Origin of the sequence: Archangium lipolyticum, from assembly GCF_024623785.1 — a bacterium.
GTDB classification, from domain to species: domain Bacteria; phylum Myxococcota; class Myxococcia; order Myxococcales; family Myxococcaceae; genus Archangium; species Archangium lipolyticum.
On record NZ_JANKBZ010000047.1, the window covers coordinates 39481 to 58003 of the forward strand.

Here is an 18523-nt window from a genome sequence, read left to right on the forward strand (position 1 = left end):
TCAAGGCAAGGATTGACGAACACATGCAGCGGGACGGGGCGCGCCCGTTCTGCGCGTTCCTGTACGACTTGAAGCAGTTGAAGGAGCACGTCTCCCGCACCATCGCCCTGCTGCCCTCCAGGTGCCGCTACTTCTATGCAATCAAGGCGAACTCGGATGCGGCGTTGTTGCGGGCTCTTGCCCCCATCGTTCACGGCTTCGAGGTTGCGTCGTTGGGGGAGGTGCTCAAGGTACGGGCTGTCACGGCGACCAGTCCCATCCTCTTTGGCGGCCCGGGGAAGACCGACGAGGAGATCGCAGGTGCGATCCACCACCGGGTCAGCCTGCTGCACGTCGAGAGCCTGAACGAGCTGCGGCGGGTCGAACGCATCGCCGCGAGCCATGGGACGGTCATGGAGCTCCTCTTGCGGGTGAACCTGCGGGGGCCGCTCCCGGTGGGCACCCTCCAGATGGCTGGCAGGCCGACCCAGTTTGGCATCGATGAGGCGGATGTACCCGCGGCAATCCTTCAGGCGCAGGCGTCGCCACATCTCCGGCTGCGCGGGTTTCACTTCCACTCGCTGTCGAACAACCTCGAGGTGGAGGAGCACCTGGGCATGGTCGAGCACTACGCCCGCAGGGTGCGGCAGTGGGCCGAGGAGTTTCACCTGGAGGTCGACTTCGTGAACATGGGCGGTGGCATCGGCGTGAACTACGGCGACTTGCAGGCCCAGTTCGACATGCCTGCCTTTGCCGCCAATCTGCCCGCCCGGCTTGAGCCGCTTCCTTCCGAACGCGTCTCGGTCCTGTTCGAGTGTGGCCGGTACTCCGTGGCGTCCTGCGGGTATTATGCGGCGGAGGTGCTCGACGTCCGGGAGATTCGAGGGAAGACGTTCGCAGTCATCGCCGGCGGGCTCCATCACTTCCTGTTGCCCGGCGCGTGGAAGCACAGCCACCCCGTCGAGCTCCTTCCGGTAGAGCGGTGGGCCTACCCCTTCGAGCGGCCGGAATGCGTCGACCGTCCCGTGACAATCGTCGGGAAGATGGACAGTCCCAAGGACATCCTGGCGCAGGATGTGATGCTGCCACGGGTGCGGGTAGGGGATGTGCTCGCCTTCCCCTATGCCGGCGCCTATGGCTGGGTCATCTCCGCGCATGACTTCAGCAGCCTGCCCCACCCGGAGCATCTCTACCTCGAGTAGGCACGTGTCGATGACGCTCGCCGCGATGGATCGTATCCTTCCGCTCCTGGCGCCCTATGAGAGCCGCCTGCTCCTGGGGGAGCACCTGCATGGACGGAACGTGGTGCGAGCCTCGGTGTACCTCGAGGACGAGCACCTGCTGGCCGCGGTGCGGCGGCTGATGGAGACGCTCCAGACGGGCGAGCTGAGGGCGGCCGCCTCGCTCTGGCACAAGCACTACAACGCGGCGCTGTTGTCGGGGTTCCTGGCGGCCATGACGCTCGCCGGGGTAGGGCTGGACGGCTCTATTTCGAACGTGAGCATGACCCTCTCCGAGGAGGGCCTGCCCAGGGCCGCTGTCCTGCACTCCCTCGCGGGCATCGTGGTCCATCCACCGCGGCTGAAGCTCGACATCTCAGCGCCCCGCGTCGGCTTGGATGTGCTTCACGGGCGGGTGCTGTCGAGCCTCTTCGCCAACCACCTGGCGCCCATTGTCGAACAGGTGCATCGCGTGACGGGCTTGCCGAAGAGAATCTTGTGGGGCAACGCCGGCAATCTGTGCGCGGATGTCTATGACGGACTGAGGGCCCGCCCCGAGGTCGCGGCGGCAGTCGAGGAAGACCGGCGAATCCTCCTGGAGCAACCGGACAGCCCGCTCATGCCCGGGCCGAACCCGCTTCACCAGTCGGTCCGCTATGAGGACCTGAGCGGATTCGGCCGTGCGTCTGTCGTCCGGGTCCGCAAGACGTGCTGCCAGCGCTACAAGCTGCCTGGCCTGCTCCATTGCTACACCTGCCCCATCTTGAAGGGCCACGAGCGTGTGGCGCTCCTGCGGAAGCTGGGCCTGCCCGAGCACACCTGAGGGAGCCCTCACGCGCCCGGGCGCCACTGTGGACTTGTCCTCCGTGACGGCGAGCCGCGCGTCCACGCCCGCTTGACAGCTTCCGGAATGGCGGATAGACGCAATTGATATTGATTCTCAACATCGCCTCCTCCATCCGATGACGTTCCGCCGGCTCCTCTTCCATGTGCACCTGTACGCGGGCCTCAGTGTGGGCGCGCTGCTGGCGGTGATGGGGCTGACCGGGGCCGTGCTCGTCTTCGGGGAGGAGCTGGATCGGCACCTGCAGCCCGAGGTGCGGCGGGTGGAGCCCACGGGCGAGCGGGTGCCGCTCGCACGGGTGGTGGAGGTGGTGACGGAGCGGCAGGGCGGCACGCCGCCGCGCCAGCTACGGATTCCCGAGCGGCCGGATGCCCCGCTCGAGGTCTGGATGAAGCCCCAAGGCGCCCTCAAGGTGTACGTGGACCCGTACACCGGCGCGGTGCTCGGCGCGCGCACGCCCGGGCAGAGCCTGGTGGGCACCCTGCGCGAGCTGCACGTGAGGCTCTTCGCCGGCGAGCTGGGCCATACGGTGGTGGGCACCGCCGGCCTCGTGCTCATCGCCCTGTGCCTCAGCGGGCTCGTCCTCTGGTGGCCGGGTCGTCGCAAGCTGGCCGAGGGCTTTACCCTGCGCCGGCCGCTGCGCTGGCGGCGGGCGAACTACGATCTGCACAAGCTCGGCGGGCTGCTCTCGCTCGCCTTTCTCCTGGTGGCCGGGCTCACCGGGGCCGCGCTCGTCTTCCCGACCCCCTTCGAGCGCACGCTCCAGGCCGTCACCGGCACGGGGCCGCGGAGCGCGCCCCCGAAGCCCGGACCCGCGACGGGCGAGCCGTTGCCCCTGGACGCGCTGCTGGCCAAGGCCGACCAGGCCCTCCCCGGCGCGCGCACCACCCGCATCGACCTGCCCACCTCACCCGGAGCGCCCCTGCGGGTGCGCAAGCGCTTCCCGGACGAGCCGCATCCCAATGGGATGAGCGTCGTGGACGTGGACTGCCACACCGGCGCGGTGCTGCGCGCGGAGAACGCCCTGGAGGCGCCACTGGCCGCGCGGTTGATGACCCTGCGCTTCCCGCTGCACATCGGCTCGCTGGGGGGCCTGGCCACGCGGCTGCTCGCGGTGCTCACCGGCCTCTTCCCCGCGGGCCTCTTCCTCACCGGCTTCTTCCTCTGGCTCGCCAGGACCCGCGCTGCCACGGCCCCAGCCCGGCGCGCCGCTCTCATGCCCTCGCGCGAGGGCACCAGTTGATGACCCCCCCTGGCTTCCGGCATCCCTGAGCCCCGGGTGGCACGCAGGGGGGGCGGCTCACCACGGACCTCCAGAGTCTCGATACGCGCTCGGGCGTTGCGGCGCCGGCGGACACCGGCGCCGCGGGGGCTCAGTAGCGCAGCGTGTAGCTCAGGCTGACGACCGCGCCGCGCGCGGCGGCGTACGAGTCGTTCCTCCGCGTGTAGAGCATCTGGCTCGCGCGCGGATAGTACTGCTGGTTGAGGAGGTTGTTCACCGCGAGCGTGGCGGTGCCCTTACCCACATCCAGGCTCGAGGTGAGGTCCACCGTCGCGTAGGGCGCGACCGGCAACTCGCCGAAGCCGGCGGTGCCCGCGGCCGTCTTCGCCTTGAAGCGGTTGCGGGAGCCCGAGACGGCGAGCACCACGCTGTTGCGCCAGGTGGGCAGCGTCTGGTGCGCCGCGGCGAGCGTCAGCTGCGGGGGCGGGATGCGGTAGCCGTTGAGGAAGCCCCACGCCCCGTCCCGCTTCAGGATGCCCTCGAGCCAGGTGAAGTTGGCGTCCAGCGTGAGATTCGCGAGGGGGCGCGCGCCGAGCGTGGCCTCGAGCCCGTACACGCGCTCGGGGGCGCGCACCGGCTCGACGCCGAGGCCGCCGGAGGAGGTGCCGAGCGCCGAGCTGTTGATGAACGCGCCGAGCGAGCCGTAGACCACCTCGAAGTTCGTGCGCAGGCCGGCCTCCACCATGTCCACCCGCTGCGGTGCGGTGTTCAGCGTGGCCACCGAGGCTCCCGGCCGGTTGGCGTTGCGCAGGATGAGGCCCACGTCCGGCAGCGAGTAGCCCTGCGAGAAGTTGGCGTAGACGCTCAGGGCCCGCAGGGGCTTCACCACCAGCCCCGCGTTGAACACCGTCGAGCGGAAGCGCAGGTTCGCGCCCTCCACCGGGTTGTCGATGAGCGTCACGTAGTCGTCCACCGAAAGCCAGATGCGCTCGTGGCGCACCCCGGCGCGCAGCGTGAGCCACTCGCGCGCCGCCCACTCCAGCTGCCCGAAGGCCGCCACGGTGCCGATGTCCATCGGCGGCACCCAATCGCGGTCCCCCACGGGGACGAACGCGAGCCCGCCGCTCGCGTCGTAGCGCTGCGGGTCCATCACCGTCACCGGCTGCGCGGTGCGCTCCTGGGCCGCGTCCAGGCCCCATAGCGCGTTGAGGCCCTCGAGGATGGGCGTGCCGATCTCCAGGCGCGCCCCTCCCTTCTGCGTCTCCAGCCGCGACTGCATGATGGCCTTGTAGGTGGCGACGGTGCGATCGTCGGACGGGAAGAAGTTGGTCCAGAAGTTCCGGTAGTAGAGCTGCGCGCGCACCGTGCTGCCGAGCACCGCGTCGTGGTCGTAGGTGAGCGAGAGCGTGGTGTTGCGCGTGGCCTCGGGCTGGCCGAGCTCGAGCCCCTCGAGCACGCGCGACTTGGAGCCGAAGAGCGGCAGCTGGTTGACGCTCGGGTCCGTGGTGAAGCGCGTGTCCTGCCGGCCCTGGAAGTGCGCGGCCGTCAGCTTCAGCCGCTGTTCTCTCGTGAGCTTCCAGGTGAGGGCGCCGGACAGGTCGTAGCGCAGCGACTCGGCGAGCCCGCCCTGGCCGTACGGGTTGGGCGGGATGCGGTCTCCTTCCGCGTCGTACTGGGCGGAGGTGCGCTCGATCGCGCCGGTGAGCGAGAAGCCCAGCGGGCCCACCGCCCCGTCCGCCGTCTGGGCGAGGCGCCCGCCCAGGCCGCCGAGCGGCTGCACCACGGCGGTGGTGGTCTCCAGGGTGGTGGAGAAGCGGGGCTGCCCGGTCCCGGTCGGGCGGGTGATGATGTTGATGATGCCGCCGGAGGCGCCCTCGCCGTAGATGGCCGTGGTGCCGCGGACCACCTCGACGCGCTCGACGGCCTCGGGGGACAGGGTGTGCAGGTCGTGTGACACGTTGCGCACGGCGCTCTGCGGGACGCCGTCGATGAGCACCAGCACGGTGCGGCCGCGCAGCGTCTGCCCGTAGGTGGACGAGGACTGGTTGCCCAGCGCGAGCCCCGGGACGAGCTTGCCAAGCGCGTCCGCGATGTTCTGGCCGCTCGCCTTGAACTGGGCCTGAAGCTGCTCGCGTCCGACCACGGTGACCGCTCCGGGCACGTTGGCGATGGCCTCGGGACGGCGCGTGGCGGTCACCACCACCTCCTCCGTGAGCTCCTCCTCGCTCAGCCGCTCCTCCTCGGGGATCTCCGCCAGCGTGGGGGCCGGCGCCTCCTGCTGGGCGAAGGCCGTGGGGGCGAGGGCGAGGCCGAGCGTGAGGAGCCAGGCGGGGGGGGGAGGCGGTCGGCGGGGCTTCATCGAGGGTTCCTTTTCGAACGCGAGCAGTGCCGGTGCGCGGGGGTTGTGAGCGCGCTGCGGCTTACCTGAGAACGATTCTCAAAGTCAAAGTTGCTTTCCCATTCCCCTGTCCCTTTCGCGCTTCGGACGGGTCGATGCGGAGGGCCCCGGACACGCGGATGAACCGAAGTAGCCCACGTGAACAGAGCGAGTAGACGGTCGCGGTGCGGACCGACAGCCGGGCGGCCACCTCCCGGACGGTGAGGAGCCGCGCTCCCGGGCCCGAGGCCGCACCTCGCAGCTAGGATGCAGCAAGAACCTTGGTGGACCCTGGAGCCGGGTGTGGCGGTTGGAAAGGCCCTGCTGCCGGAGCCTCAAATGGTTACGGGGGTTTGCGAAAGCCTGCTAACCGTTGGAGGATTCGCCCCTCCGCCTTCCAAGCCGAGGGTCGTGGGTTCGAGTCCCGCCTGGCGCGCCAGGCCTCCCGTTGTGACAAAGGGCTTGAACAGTGACGGTTTCCACGGTAGGGAAGCCGCCACGTTTCAAGGCGGTTGTTCGCCCATGACGGCGGCCATAGCTCAACTGGTTAGAGCGCAGGACTGTGACTCCTGAGGTTACCGGTTCGATCCCGGTTGGCCGCCCTTCTGAAACCCCCCGCTTTTTGCGCCCGTAGCTCAACTGGATAGAGCATTGGCCTTCGAAGCCAAGGGTTGGGGGTTCAAGTCCCTCCGGGCGCGCAGCAGCACCCCCTCTCGAGGGTGCCGCCACGCCGGGGAACTCTGACTCCCGTTGAAGCTCAGGCCTCGGAGCCGCTCGTCGTGGGGACGCGGCAGCGCAGCTCCGCCTCCGCCTCCAGCGCCGCGAGGTTCTCGCGCATCGCCCGGGCCCACTTCGCCTTGGGCTGCTCCATCAGCTTCTCGTGGGCCAGGTCGATCGTCTCGGCCAGGTCCTCGTCATTGAGCTCCGACACCGTCTTGCCCTTGTGCGTGCCGAAGGCCACCACGACGGACGAGCTCTTCAGCTTCGCTGGAGCCTCGACGGTCGGGGCGGGCGCGGGAGCAGGAGCGGGCTCGTGGGTCTCCTTGGCGACCACGGGCTCGCGGACCTCCTTGGCCGAAGTGGCCGCGGAGCGTCCCTTCGCCTTCACCGGCGCGGGGGCCGGCTCCGGCTCACGCGTGGGCTCCTTGAGAGCCTCCACGTGCTGCTGGGTCTGCACTGCTGGTGTGGGCTCCTTCTCCTCGCGGACCTCGCGCACTTCACGCGCGGAGGTCGTGGACGGGGGAGGGAAGGACGCCTTCACGGGGCCGGGACGCGCGCCCAGCACCTCGTAGCCACCATGGCTCGTCGCCGGGGCGGGCTCCGCCGCTGGCTCGAACTCCTCGGCCGGCATCTCCTCGCGCACGTACAGTCCGCCGAAGGCCTCGGGGTACGCCTTGCGCAGCGCCGCCACGCGGGCGCACTTCTCGATCATCGTCGTGGGAATCTTGGCCCACAGCGGCGTCTGCTGGACGTAGCCCGCGAAGTCCAGCCACACCACCACCGGCAACTTCCCATCGCGCACCACGCGCGACCAGGCTCCCACCAGGCTGCCCTTGCGCTTGGCCGGGTTGAAGCGGTGCACCACCTCGCCCCTGCCCTGATCCACGATGATCTCATCCTCGGCGTACACCGCGCTCGCCTGGATGCCCTTGAAGTCCGGGAAGCGCTCCGCTCGCGCCAGCATCCCCGCCTCGGAGGGCTGGAACTCGTAGCGCGTCACCCAGTTGGGCTTCTCCCGGTTGCCCGCGTTCTGTCTGCGAGCCACGCAGAAGGCCTCCTTCAGCAACGGGTCCAACCCGGAGCGCTTGCACTGCTCGATGAAGAGGGCGAACTCGTCTTCCCCGATGCCCTTGGGGCAGATGGTCCGCTTGATGAGTTCCACGCGCTCGGGGCTCCACTGGCCCGACGCCGTTTCCGCCTTGTTGTGTGCTTCCATGCCGCTGCTCTGTCTCCGCCTTCGACGAAAAGGGCGAACGACCTCCGTCCGCCCGCACCTCGGGGAAGATTCAACCCTGGAAGGCGCGCTTTGGCATCCCCACTACTGAACGGGTGTCCAGGCCCGGCAGGAGGGCAGGCGGGCTCGGGGAAACGGGTGCGGAGGGGTTGCGCCGGGGCTCGAAAAAAAGCATTTGACGTGGACGGCAAGGCCTCGTACAAGCCGTCCCCGTCAACGCGCGGTGACGAGCCGCCGCGGTGCACAAGAGTCGGGAGCGTAGCTCAATTGGCAGAGCAATGGACTCTTAATCCATAGGTTGTGGGTTCGATTCCCTCCGCTCTCACAGACCGGGGCTCTCTCAGCGATGAGAGAGCCCCGGTGTCTTTTGGGGTCCTGGATTCGCGTGTGCCGGACCCCGGTTTTCGAGGTAGAACGCACGGTGTGCGCCCGGGCGGGTGGCGAAACTGGTAGACGCGCCAGACTTAGGATCTGGTACCGCAAGGTGTGAGGGTTCGAGTCCCTCCTCGCCCATTCCGGCCATTTCGCGTTGACCGGATCGGACCTATCTCCTAAAGGCGCACGTCCCTAGTCTGCACTTCTTCACCCATTCGACACGCCGGCGTCGATGGCACGCCCGGCGCGAGCGAGGCATCCCCATGAAGGTCCAGGTCGAGGAGCTCTCTCCCATCGAGAAGAAGCTCTCCATCGAGGTCGACAACGCCCGCGTGGCCGAGGAGCTCACCCGGGCGTATACGGCGCTCGGCAAGCAGGTGAAGCTGCCCGGTTTCCGGCAGGGCAAGGTGCCCCGCCGCATCCTCGAGCAGCGCTTCCGGGAGCGGGTGGAGGACGAGGTCATCCAGCGCGTGGTGCAGAACGCCTGGCTGGAGGCCGTCCGGGAGCACAAGGTGGAGGCCGTGGCCCCGCCGCAGGTGACGAACAACTCCGGCCTCAAGGCCGACGCGCCCTTCTCCTTCGAGGCCCGCGTCGAGGTGAAGCCGAAGCTGGAGGCCAAGGACTACCAGGGTCTGCCGCTCACCCGCTCCGAGACGAAGGTCGAGGACAAGGAGGTGGAGGACCGCCTCACGCAGCTGCGTGAGAACATGTCCCGGCTGGATGCGGTGGAGGGCCGCGACGTGGCCCAGGCCGGTGACTTCGCCATCGTGGACTACGACGCCTCCGTGGACGGCAACACCTTCCCCGGCAGCAAGGCCGACGACGTCACCGTGGAGCTGGCCCCCGGCGAGCTGGTGGAGTCCAACGTGGCCGCCCTCGAGGGCACCAAGGTGGGCGAGACCAAGGAGATCGACTACGTCTTCCCGGCCGACTACCGGGTGGAGGAGGTCAAGGGCAAGACGGCCCGCTTCAAGTTCACCGTCAAGTCCCTGAAGCGCAAGGTCACCCCCGAGCTCAACGACGAGTTCGCCAAGGAGACCGGTGGGGCCCAGACGCTGGAGGAGCTGCGCACCCGCATCCGCACGGATCTCGAGACGGGCAAGCGCAACAAGGCCCAGGGTGAGGAGCGTGCCGCCCTCATCAAGGCCCTCATCGAGCGCAACCCCTTCGAGGTGCCGCGGTCCATGGTGGAGCGCACCATCGACAACATGCTGGAGAACCGGCTGCGCGCCATGGCCCGCATGGGAATGGATCCGCGCCAGCTCAACCTGGACTTCAACCGGCTGCGCGAGGACCTGCGCGAGGAGGCTGTCCTGGAGGTGAAGGGCGCGCTCCTCTTCGAGGCCATTGCTCAGAAGGAGAACATCCAGGTCTCCGACGAAGAGGTGGAGAAGAAGATCGAGGAGCTGGCCAAGGAGGCCAACCAGGCCGTCTCCGTCGTCCGCAAGTACTTCAAGGGCCCGGAGGAGCGCCAGGGGTTGAACCTCCGACTCCGCGAAGAAAAGACGATTGAATTCCTGAAGGGTCAGGCGAAGTATTCCTAGGAGTTCATCCTCCTTAGACCCTTCACGAGGTTGTCATGCCCTTCATGCCCGTTCCCTACGTCATCGAGCAGACCCACCGTGGGGAGCGCTCGTACGACATCTACAGCCGGCTCCTGAAGGACCGGATCGTCATGTTGGGAACGGAGATCGACGATGACGTCGCCAACGTCATCGTCGCCCAGCTCCTGTTCCTCGAGTCCGAGGACCCGGACAAGGACATCAACCTCTACATCAACTCGCCGGGTGGGTCCGTGACGGCGGGTCTGGCCATCTACGACACCATGCAGTACGTGAAGCCCCAGGTGTCGACGATCTGCGTGGGGCAGGCGGCCTCCATGGGGGCCGTCCTGCTGCTGGCCGGGGCCAAGGGCAAGCGCTACGCGCTGCCCAGCTCGCGCATCATGATCCACCAGCCGCTGGGCGGGGTGCGCGGCCAGGCCACGGACATCGAGATCCAGGCGAAGGAAATCCTCCGCATGCGGGCCAAGCTCAACGAGCTCATCGTCAAGCACACCGGCCAGTCGATCGAGCGAGTGGAGAAGGACACGGACCGCGACTTCTTCATGGGTGCCACCGAGGCCAAGGCCTACGGCATCCTGGACGAGGTCCAGAATCCCCGGAAGGTCCTGCTGCCGCCGGGCGAGCGCAAGTAGGGCCGGTTTCAAGGGAAGTGCACGGGCCGGAGCCGCGGGAATGCTGCACCGCGTCTCCGGCTTCTGCTTTCTGCGCCGGATGTTTTGGGGTGTTAAGTACCCCGCAGGCACGTGGACGCCCCGGAAGGGGACTGACTAGATTGGCTGTAGGCAGGGGGGCGGGCCGGTTGGGGAGCGCACCTCCAGGCAGTTGCAGCGAGGGCATACATGGCGGGTAAGAACGTGGAGAAGCGAGACAACCAGTCCCTCTGCTGTTCCTTCTGCGGAAAGTCGCAGAAAGAGGTGAAGAAGCTCATCGCGGGACCGACGGTCTACATCTGCGACGAGTGCATCGGGCTGTGCAACGACATCATCGCGGAGGAGATCGACCGCGAGGAGACCAAGGACACGAAGCTGCGCATCCCGCGGCCCAGTGAGATCAAGGCCATCCTCGACGAGTACGTGGTGGGCCAGGAGCGGGCCAAGAAGACCCTCTCGGTGGCGGTGCACAACCACTACAAGCGCATCGAGTCCAAGGTGGCCATGGACGACGTGGAGCTGCAGAAGAGCAACATCCTTCTGCTGGGCCCCACCGGAAGTGGCAAGACGCTGCTGGCGCAGACGCTGGCGCGCATCCTCAACGTGCCCTTCACCATCGCGGACGCCACGTGCCTCACCGAGGCCGGCTACGTGGGTGAGGACGTCGAGAACATCATCGTCAACCTGCTCCAGGCGGCGGACCACGACATCGAGCGGGCCCAGCGCGGCATCGTCTACATCGACGAGATCGACAAGATCGCCCGCAAGTCGGAGAACCCCTCCATCACCCGCGACGTGTCGGGCGAGGGCGTTCAGCAGGCGCTGCTGAAGATCATCGAGGGCACCATCGCGAACGTGCCGCCCAAGGGGGGCCGCAAGCACCCGCAGCAGGAGTTCCTGCAGGTGGACACGACGAACATCCTGTTCATCTGCGGCGGCGCCTTCGGCGGGCTCGAGCAGATCATCGAGCGGCGGCTGGGTGGCCGGAGCCTGGGCTTCGGCGCGGACATCCAGTCCAAGAAGCAGCGCAACCTCACCGAACTGCTCAAGCACGTGGAGCCGGAGGACCTGCTGAAGTTCGGCATGATTCCGGAGTTCATCGGCCGTCTGCCGATCGTCACGGCGCTCGAGGAGCTGGACGAGGCGGCGCTGGTGAACATCCTCAGCCAGCCGAAGAACGCGCTGACGAAGCAGTACAAGAAGCTCTTCGAGCTGGACGGCATCTCGCTGAAGTTCACGGACGGGGCGCTCAAGGCGATTGCCTCGGAGGCCATCCGCCGCAAGGCGGGAGCGCGCGGCCTGCGCTCCATCCTGGAGAGCGCGATGCTGGACGTGATGTACGAGCTGCCCTCGCGGAAGACGGCGCGCGAGGTCGTCATCTCCGAGGAGGTCATCCTCAAGAAGAGCGAGCCGGTGGTGCTCCACTCCCAGGACAACAAGGAGACGGAGCCCAAGAAGGAGAGCGCGTAGGCACGCCTACCCTCACCCCGACCCTCTCCCAGAGGGAGAGGGCCCAACCCGAGGATGTCCCCTCTCCCTCTGGGAGAGGGCCAGGGTGAGGGTATGGGGTCCTTTGGTTTGGACCCGTCGCCCCACCGCGCCTCATGGACGCCCCCGTCAGTCCCGCGTTTTTCGTGGGATGACCGGGGGCGTTGCCTTATCTGCTCTTCCACCCATGGAGACGAAGCGGATGAACTACCCGGCGACGCGGGCCGAGTCGGTGGTGGACACCCTGCACGGGGTGGCGGTAGCGGACCCGTACCGTTGGCTCGAGGACGAGAAGTCCCCCGAGGTGCAGGCGTGGATGAAGGCCCAGGATGCCTTCACCCGTGAGCACCTCTCCCGGTTCCCGGGCCGCGAGGCCCTGAGACGGCGCTTCACCGAGCTCTTCTACGTGGAGTCCGTATCCGCTCCCGCGGTGCGAGGTGACCGCTACTTCTACGTCCGCACACACAAGGACAAGGAGAAGGCGGTCCTCTACTGGCGCGAGGGAGAGAAGGGAGAAGAGCGCGTCCTGCTCGACCCCAACACCTGGAGCCCGGACGGCACGGTGTCCCTGGGACTGTGGGCCCCGTCGTGGGATGGTCGGAAGCTGGCCTTCACGCGGAAGCCCAACGCGGCGGACGAGGCCATCCTCCACGTGCTGGACGTGGACACGGGGAAGTGGAGCGAGGTGGACGTCATCGAGGGGGCCAAGTACGCCTCCCCGAGTTGGACGCCGGACAACCAGGCTTTCTATTACGAGTGGTTGCCCACGGATCCGTCCATCCCCGTGGCCGAGCGGCCCGGCTACACCGAGCTGCGGCTGCACCGGCTGGGTACGGACCCGAGGACGGACGCCGTGGTGCACGAGCGCACCGGGGACCCGAAGACGTTCCTCGGCGGAGGCGTCAGCCGGGACGGCAAGTACCTCTTCGTCTACATCACCCGTGGCTGGAGCGAGAACGACGTCTGGTGGAAGCGGGTGGGGGAGAAGGACTTCCGCCTGCTGGTGAAGGGGCAGGAGGCGAAGTACTCCGTCGACGTCTGGGAGGACACCTTCTACATCCTCACCGATGAGGGAGCGCCCCTGGAGCGCGTCTTCAAGGTGTCCCCCGAGCGGCCCGAGCGCTCGGCCTGGAAGGAGATCGTCCCCGAGGATCCCTCGGCCGCGCTGCAGGGCGTGAGCATCGTGGGCGGCCATCTGGCGCTGGCGTACCTGAAGGACGCCACCACCCGGGTGAAGCTGGTGACGCTGGAAGGCCAGCCGGTGCGCGATGTGGAGCTGCCGGGCGTGGGAGCGGCGAGCAACCTCTACGGGCTGGAGGACCGCGACGAGGCCTGGTTCGTCTTCAGCTCCTTCACGACCCCGCCGCAGGTCTACAAGACGTCCGTGTCCACCGGGCGCGTGGAGACGTGGGCCCGGGTGGACCTGCCCATCCTCCCGGAGCGCTACACCGTCGAGCAGGCCTTCTACCGCTCCAAGGACGGCACGCGGGTGCCCCTCTTCCTGGTGCACCGCAAGGACCTGAAGAAGAACGGCGACAACCCGGTGCTGCTGTCGGGCTACGGCGGCTTCAATGTGAGCATGCTGCCGTCGTTCCGCTCGAGCATCTACCCCTGGCTGGACGCCGGAGGCGTGTACGCGGTGGCCAACCTGCGCGGCGGTGGCGAGTACGGAAAGGCCTGGCACGAAGCCGGCCGCCTGCACCTCAAGCAGAACGTCTTCGACGACTTCCACGCGGCCGCCGAGTTCCTCGTGCGCGAGGGCTATACCCGGCCCGGCAGGCTGGCCATCTCCGGAGGCAGCAACGGCGGCCTGCTGGTAGGGGCCGTGATGACCCAGCGTCCGGAGCTGTACGGCGCGGTCGTGTGCTCGGTGCCTCTGCTCGACATGGTGCGTTACCACCTGTTCGGCAGCGGGAAGACCTGGATTCCGGAGTATGGCTCGGCGGAGGACCCGGAGGACTTCCGGGTGCTCCACGCCTACTCGCCCTACCATCACGTGCGGCCGGGCGTGCGCTACCCGGCCCTGCTGATGATGGCCGCGGACCACGACGACCGGGTGGACCCCCTGCACGCCCGCAAATTCACGGCCGCCGTGCAGGGCGCGGGTCATGACGCACCCGCTCTGATGCGCGTGGAGGCCAACGCGGGCCACGGCGGAGCGGATCAGGTGGCCAAGGCCATCGAGTCCAGCGTGGACCTCTACAGCTTCTTGTTCCAGGTGCTTGGCGTCCAGGCGGACGGAATTGCATCCGCTGCGAGCGCAAATCGGGGCCGCTAAAGCACCGGCCGGACACCCGATGGCCCCCAGGTGTTCCCTTGCTTGCAGGCCAACATCCCCCATCTTTCACGCGGGGAACGGCGGCCGGAGGGGCCGTGTTATAGAGACCGTCTTCACCCGTACGCACTCTGGGAGTGCGAGCGGGCAACATTCCAGGGGCTTGCAACCACGGGTGGCAAGCAGGCAGGTGGCGAATACATGTTCTTCGGACGAGACGACAAGAGGGATGCCCAGAAGCGTGGGAGCACGGTGCCGCTCCTTCCGCTGCGCGACATCATCGTGTTCCCGCACATGGTGGTCCCGCTGTTCGTCGGCCGGGAGAAGTCCATTGCGGCCCTGAAGGACGCGATGGCTCACAAGGGCCCCGACGACAAGGCCGTCATCCTCCTGGCCGCCCAGAAGAAGGCCAAGACGAATGACCCCACGGCGGAAGACATCTTCCACTTCGGGACCATCGGTCATGTCATCCAGCTCCTCCCGCTGCCCGACGGCACGGTGAAGGTGCTCGTGGAGGGCGTGCGCCGGGCGAAGGTCAAGCGCTTCATGCCCAACGACGCCTTCTTCATGGTCGAGGTGGAGGAGGTCGAGGAGCAGAGCGAGAAGTCCGTGGAGCTCGAGGCGCTCGTGCGCAGCGTGCACTCGGTCTTCGAGGCCTTCGTCAAGCTCAACAAGCGCATCCCCCCCGAGATGCTCATGCAGGTGGCGAGCATCGATGATCCGGCGCGTCTGGCCGACACCATCGTCGCGCACCTGTCGCTCAAGCTGAACGACAAGCAGGCGCTGCTCGAGACGGAGAGCCCGGCCAAGCGGCTGGAGAAGCTCTACGAGCTGATGCAGGGTGAGATCGAGATACTGCAGGTCGAGAAGAAGATCCGCACCCGCGTCAAGAAGCAGATGGAGAAGACCCAGAAGGAGTACTACCTGAATGAGCAGATGCAGGCCATTCAGAAGGAGCTGGGTGAGCGCGACGAGTTCAAGAACGAGATCCAGGAGATCGAGGAGAAGCTCAAGAACAAGCGGATGAGCAAGGAGGCCACGCTCAAGGTCAAGAAGGAGCTGAAGAAGCTCCGGATGATGAGCCCGATGAGCGCCGAGGCCACCGTCGTGCGCAACTACATCGACTGGATCATCAGCCTGCCCTGGTACGAGGAGACGCAGGACCGGCTGGATGTGGTCGAGGCCGAGCGGGTGCTCAACGAGGACCACTACGGCCTCAAGCGCCCCAAGGAGCGCATCCTCGAGTACCTGGCGGTGCAGCAGCTGGTGAAGAAGCTCAAGGGCCCCGTGCTCTGCTTCGTGGGGCCTCCGGGCGTCGGCAAGACGTCGCTGGCGCGCTCCATCGCCCGCGCCACCGGCCGCAAGTTCGTGCGCCTGTCCCTGGGCGGCGTGCGTGACGAGGCCGAGATCCGCGGCCACCGGCGCACGTACATCGGCGCGATGCCGGGCAAGCTCATCCAGTCGCTGAAGAAGGCGGGCAGCAACAACCCCGTCTTCCTGCTCGACGAGATCGACAAGATGTCCACGGACTTCCGTGGCGACCCGAGCGCGGCGCTGCTCGAGGTGCTCGACCCGGAGCAGAACCACAACTTCAACGACCACTACCTCGACCTGGACTACGACCTGTCCAAGGTGATGTTCATCTGCACCGCGAACACGATGCACAACATCCCCGGTCCTCTGCAGGACCGCATGGAGGTCATCCGGATCGCGGGCTACACCGAGCCGGAGAAGCTCAACATCGCCCGCCGCTACCTGATCCCCAAGGAGCAGGAGGCCAACGGCCTGGCGGACATGAAGATCGACGTCACCAACGAGGCCCTGCGGACCATCATCCACCGCTACACCCGTGAGTCCGGTGTGCGCTCGCTGGAGCGTGAGATCGGCGGCGTGTACCGGAAGATCGCGCGCGACATCCTCAAGAACGGCAAGCGCGACATCGTGGTCGACCGCAAGCAGGTGATGAAGTACCTGGGCACCCCGCGCTTCCGCTACGGCGTGGCCGAGCGCGAGGACCAGGTGGGCATCGTCACCGGTCTGGCCTGGACGGAGATGGGCGGAGAGATCCTCACCACCGAGGCCACGGTGATGCCGGGCAAGGGCAAGCTCATCATCACCGGCAAGCTGGGTGAGGTGATGCAGGAGTCGGCCCAGGCGGCCATGTCGTACGTGCGCTCGCGCGCCGAGCGGTTCGGAATCGACCGCAAGATGTTCGAGAACTACGACATCCACGTGCACCTGCCCGAGGGCGCCATTCCCAAGGACGGTCCGTCCGCCGGTGTCACCATGTGCACCGCGCTCGTGTCCGCGCTCACCCGCGTCCCGGTTCGCAAGGACGTGGCCATGACGGGTGAAATCACCCTGCGCGGCCGCGTGCTGCCCATCGGCGGCCTGAAGGAGAAGACGCTCGCGGCCCACCGCGCCGGCATCAAGACCGTCCTCATCCCCAAGGCCAACAAGAAGGACCTGAAGGACATCCCGAAGAAGATCCGCGCCCAGCTGCGCATCGTCCCCGTGGAGTTCGTGGACGACGTGCTGCGCGAGGCCCTGGTCCTCGAGAAGCCCGAGGAGTTCGGCCGCAGGGCGGAGTCGTCCAAGAACTCGGACGCCGCAGGTGCGGTGACCCCCGCTTCGGCCCCTGCTTCGGCGTAGGGGTTCCAGGTTGAACGGGTGAAGTGAATCGCGGGCCCCGGGGACTCCCCTGGGGCCCGTTTTTTTCGCGGTAGACCCTCACCCCGACCCTCTCCCAGAGGGAGAGGGACTCATCAGGTTCGTCACCGTGTATGTCCCCTCTCCCTTTGGGAGAGGGCTAGGGTGAGGGTGTTCCCTTGCTCGGTGGTCGCATGCTCCCTCTCTGACGCGATACAACCCACCCCCCGGTGGCTCCTCCCTCGCGCTCCTCACGACTCGCCTTGATGCTCGCCCTGGTCCTCGTGGCCGGAGGTTGTGGTCGCTGTGGCTTCCAGCCCGACCCTGGCGTCAAGGTCGTCGTCCCCGCGATGCCCACCACCCTCGACTGGAGCTACTCCGACCCCACCAGTTGGGCCAACTACCCCGTCATGCTCGCCAGCCAGCGCGGGCTCACCACCCTCGCGCCCGACCACTCCGTCCAGCCCGGTCTCGCCGAGCGCTGGGAGCGCTCCCGCACCGCCCACGGCCACGAGGTCTACACCTTCCACCTCCGGCGGGACGTGCGTTGGTCCGATGGTGTCACCCCCCTCTCCGCCCAGGACTTCGTCCTCGGCTGGCACCGCGCCCTCCAGGGCCGCGAGCGCGGGGAGCTGGCCGACCTCCTCGGCGCCGAGGAGGTGCTCTCCCTTCAGGACCAGGGTGCCCCCGCCGAGCGCCTCCAGGCCGCCCTCGCCCGCGTGGGCATCGAGGCGATCGATCCGCATACCCTGCGCGTCACCCTGGCTCGCCCCCGCAGCTACTTCCTCGCGCGGCTCGCCAACGTCTACCTGTTCTTCCCCGTGCCCTCCGCGGCCCTTGCCGGCAGGTCCGAGGAAGCGGTGCGCGACTACTTCGACCGGCCGCGCGAGGGCCACCCCCTGGCGCTCGGCCCCTACCGCGTCGAGAGCTGGGACCGCGCCGGCGAGCGCGTGAGGCTCGTCCACAACCCGCACTCCATCTTCCAGCCGCCGCTCGGCCCCGGTGAGCGCCCCGCGCCCGTGCTCACCCTCCTGAAGTCTGAGATCGGCCCCGCCCTCTACGAGCGCGGCCGGGTGGACTTCGTCTTCGTGGACAGCGCCGTGGCCCTCCAGGGCCGCCACCCGGAGGACCTCCAGCACGAGCCGCTCCTCTCCACCTACTTCCTCGTCTTCAACACCGAGCGCCCACCGCTCGATCGGCCCGAGGTGCGCCGGGCCATCTCCCGGGCCATCGATCGCGAGGCCCTCATGAAGGGCCTGCTGCCCGCGGCGCGTCCCAGCCACGTCCTCCTCCCGCCCGAGCTGCCCGGCGCCGCCACCCCCCAGGAAGCCGCGCGCCTGCCCCACTTCGAGCCCGAGCGGGCCCGAGCGGAGCTCTCCGGGGTGCCGGGAGTGGACCGGCCGCTGCGCCTCGTCTTCCGGGCGGGGGACTCCTTCGTGCCCGAGGCCGCCATCGCCGAGCGCCTGGCCGCGCAGCTCGCCGCCGTGGGCCTCCAGGTGACGCTGGACTCGCGCTCGGACTTCTCCGCCGAGGTGGCCCGCCGCACTCCCGAGGGCCCCCGGGCCTACGACCTCTACCTGCGCCGGCTGGGCGCGGACTACGCGCACCCCAACACCTTCTTCACCCTCTTCGAGCGCACCGGACTGCACCAGTCGGGCTGGGAGACGCAGCGGGGCGGCGAGCCCATGAGCCGCTTCGAGGCGCTCCTGGACGAGGCCGACGCCGAGCCGGACGAGGCCCGCGCGCGTGCCCTCTACGGACAGGCCCAGGCGGTGCTCCTCGACGAGATGGCCGTCATCGCGCCCCTGTACCACCCGGACCGCTACTTCCGGACCCGGGCCTCCCTGCGCGGCGTGGACGTGGACCCCTTCAACTTCCTCTCCCTGCGCGAGCTGCGCCTGGGGACCCCGGCGGAGGTGCGCTGA

Annotated in this window: 12 protein-coding genes and 4 tRNA genes; 13 read left to right on the plus strand and 3 right to left on the minus strand. The window is 68.0% G+C overall.

The genetic code is table 11. The features are described from left to right. Window positions 1-23 precede the first annotated feature (23 nt). The 3 genes from NR810_RS48545 (at window position 24) to NR810_RS48555 (ending at window position 3286) form a co-directional block, all read left to right on the plus strand. Window positions 24-1181: a type III PLP-dependent enzyme gene (locus tag NR810_RS48545; RefSeq protein ID WP_257462682.1), complete on the plus strand. Its 1158-nt coding sequence runs from the start codon at window positions 24-26 to the stop codon at window positions 1179-1181. Between the two features lie 10 nt (window positions 1182-1191). Continuing rightward, window positions 1192-2022: a siderophore-iron reductase FhuF gene (fhuF, locus tag NR810_RS48550; RefSeq protein ID WP_257462731.1), complete on the plus strand. Its 831-nt coding sequence runs from the start codon at window positions 1192-1194 to the stop codon at window positions 2020-2022. Between the two features lie 139 nt (window positions 2023-2161). Next, a complete protein-coding gene (locus NR810_RS48555) occupies window positions 2162-3286 on the plus strand; it encodes a PepSY-associated TM helix domain-containing protein (RefSeq protein ID WP_257462684.1) in 1125 nt (374 codons plus the stop codon). A gap of 130 nt (window positions 3287-3416) precedes the next feature. Here the strand turns inward: NR810_RS48555 and NR810_RS48560 are convergent, their stop codons facing one another. Then, entirely contained in the window at window positions 3417-5624 is a 2208-nt protein-coding gene (locus tag NR810_RS48560) for a TonB-dependent receptor (RefSeq protein WP_257462685.1), read from the minus strand. Between the two features lie 61 nt (window positions 5625-5685). Beyond that, window positions 5686-5904, minus strand: coding sequence for a helix-turn-helix domain-containing protein (locus NR810_RS48565; RefSeq protein ID WP_257462732.1), 219 nt, complete (start codon window positions 5902-5904; stop codon window positions 5686-5688). Window positions 5905-6170: 266 nt separating this feature from the next. Between NR810_RS48565 and NR810_RS48570 the strand changes: the two genes are divergently transcribed. Further along, window positions 6171-6244 (plus strand) — tRNA-His (locus NR810_RS48570). A gap of 22 nt (window positions 6245-6266) precedes the next feature. Beyond that, window positions 6267-6340: transfer RNA gene (locus NR810_RS48575), tRNA-Arg, on the plus strand. 59 nt (window positions 6341-6399) lie between these two features. Here NR810_RS48575 and bet read toward each other — a convergent pair. Then, window positions 6400-7578, minus strand: a complete 1179-nt coding sequence (gene bet, locus NR810_RS48580) for a phage recombination protein Bet (RefSeq protein ID WP_257462686.1) — start codon at window positions 7576-7578, stop codon at window positions 6400-6402. Between the two features lie 270 nt (window positions 7579-7848). Here bet and NR810_RS48585 point away from each other — a divergent pair. The 8 genes from NR810_RS48585 to NR810_RS48620 all read left to right on the plus strand — a co-directional run bounded on the left by NR810_RS48585 (window position 7849) and on the right by NR810_RS48620 (window position 18523). Then, window positions 7849-7921 (plus strand) — tRNA-Lys (locus NR810_RS48585). Between the two features lie 106 nt (window positions 7922-8027). Further along, window positions 8028-8109 (plus strand) — tRNA-Leu (locus tag NR810_RS48590). A 125-nt stretch (window positions 8110-8234) separates the two neighbouring features. Continuing rightward, window positions 8235-9515 carry a trigger factor gene (gene tig, locus NR810_RS48595; protein ID WP_257462687.1) on the plus strand — a complete coding sequence of 427 codons (1281 nt, stop codon included), beginning with the start codon at window positions 8235-8237 and terminating at the stop codon, window positions 9513-9515. A 35-nt stretch (window positions 9516-9550) separates the two neighbouring features. Further along, window positions 9551-10168: an ATP-dependent Clp endopeptidase proteolytic subunit ClpP gene (gene clpP / locus NR810_RS48600; protein ID WP_204220885.1), complete on the plus strand. Its 618-nt coding sequence runs from the start codon at window positions 9551-9553 to the stop codon at window positions 10166-10168. Between the two features lie 207 nt (window positions 10169-10375). Then, window positions 10376-11656: an ATP-dependent Clp protease ATP-binding subunit ClpX gene (clpX, locus tag NR810_RS48605; protein ID WP_257462693.1), complete on the plus strand. Its 1281-nt coding sequence runs from the start codon at window positions 10376-10378 to the stop codon at window positions 11654-11656. Window positions 11657-11876: 220 nt separating this feature from the next. Then, window positions 11877-13952: a prolyl oligopeptidase family serine peptidase gene (locus NR810_RS48610; protein WP_257462695.1), complete on the plus strand. Its 2076-nt coding sequence runs from the start codon at window positions 11877-11879 to the stop codon at window positions 13950-13952. A 198-nt stretch (window positions 13953-14150) separates the two neighbouring features. Next, window positions 14151-16601, plus strand: a complete 2451-nt coding sequence (gene lon / locus NR810_RS48615; protein WP_257462696.1) for an endopeptidase La — start codon at window positions 14151-14153, stop codon at window positions 16599-16601. Window positions 16602-16864: 263 nt separating this feature from the next. After that, complete coding sequence (locus NR810_RS48620; protein ID WP_257462697.1) at window positions 16865-18523, plus strand: peptide ABC transporter substrate-binding protein; 1659 nt, start codon at window positions 16865-16867, stop codon at window positions 18521-18523.

Coding starts and splice junctions, on each gene's coding strand:
- bet (WP_257462686.1), bottom strand. CDS start 7,578: ATGGAAGCACACAACAAGGCGGAAACGGCGTCGGGCCAGTGGAGCCCC.
- fhuF (WP_257462731.1), top strand. CDS start 1,192: ATGACGCTCGCCGCGATGGATCGTATCCTTCCGCTCCTGGCGCCCTAT.
- clpX (WP_257462693.1), top strand. CDS start 10,376: ATGGCGGGTAAGAACGTGGAGAAGCGAGACAACCAGTCCCTCTGCTGT.
- NR810_RS48555 (WP_257462684.1), top strand. CDS start 2,162: ATGACGTTCCGCCGGCTCCTCTTCCATGTGCACCTGTACGCGGGCCTC.
- NR810_RS48610 (WP_257462695.1), top strand. CDS start 11,877: ATGAACTACCCGGCGACGCGGGCCGAGTCGGTGGTGGACACCCTGCAC.
- NR810_RS48545 (WP_257462682.1), top strand. CDS start 24: ATGCAGCGGGACGGGGCGCGCCCGTTCTGCGCGTTCCTGTACGACTTG.
- clpP (WP_204220885.1), top strand. CDS start 9,551: ATGCCCTTCATGCCCGTTCCCTACGTCATCGAGCAGACCCACCGTGGG.
- NR810_RS48560 (WP_257462685.1), bottom strand. CDS start 5,624: ATGAAGCCCCGCCGACCGCCTCCCCCCCCCGCCTGGCTCCTCACGCTC.
- NR810_RS48620 (WP_257462697.1), top strand. CDS start 16,865: ATGCTCGCCCTGGTCCTCGTGGCCGGAGGTTGTGGTCGCTGTGGCTTC.
- tig (WP_257462687.1), top strand. CDS start 8,235: ATGAAGGTCCAGGTCGAGGAGCTCTCTCCCATCGAGAAGAAGCTCTCC.
- lon (WP_257462696.1), top strand. CDS start 14,151: ATGTTCTTCGGACGAGACGACAAGAGGGATGCCCAGAAGCGTGGGAGC.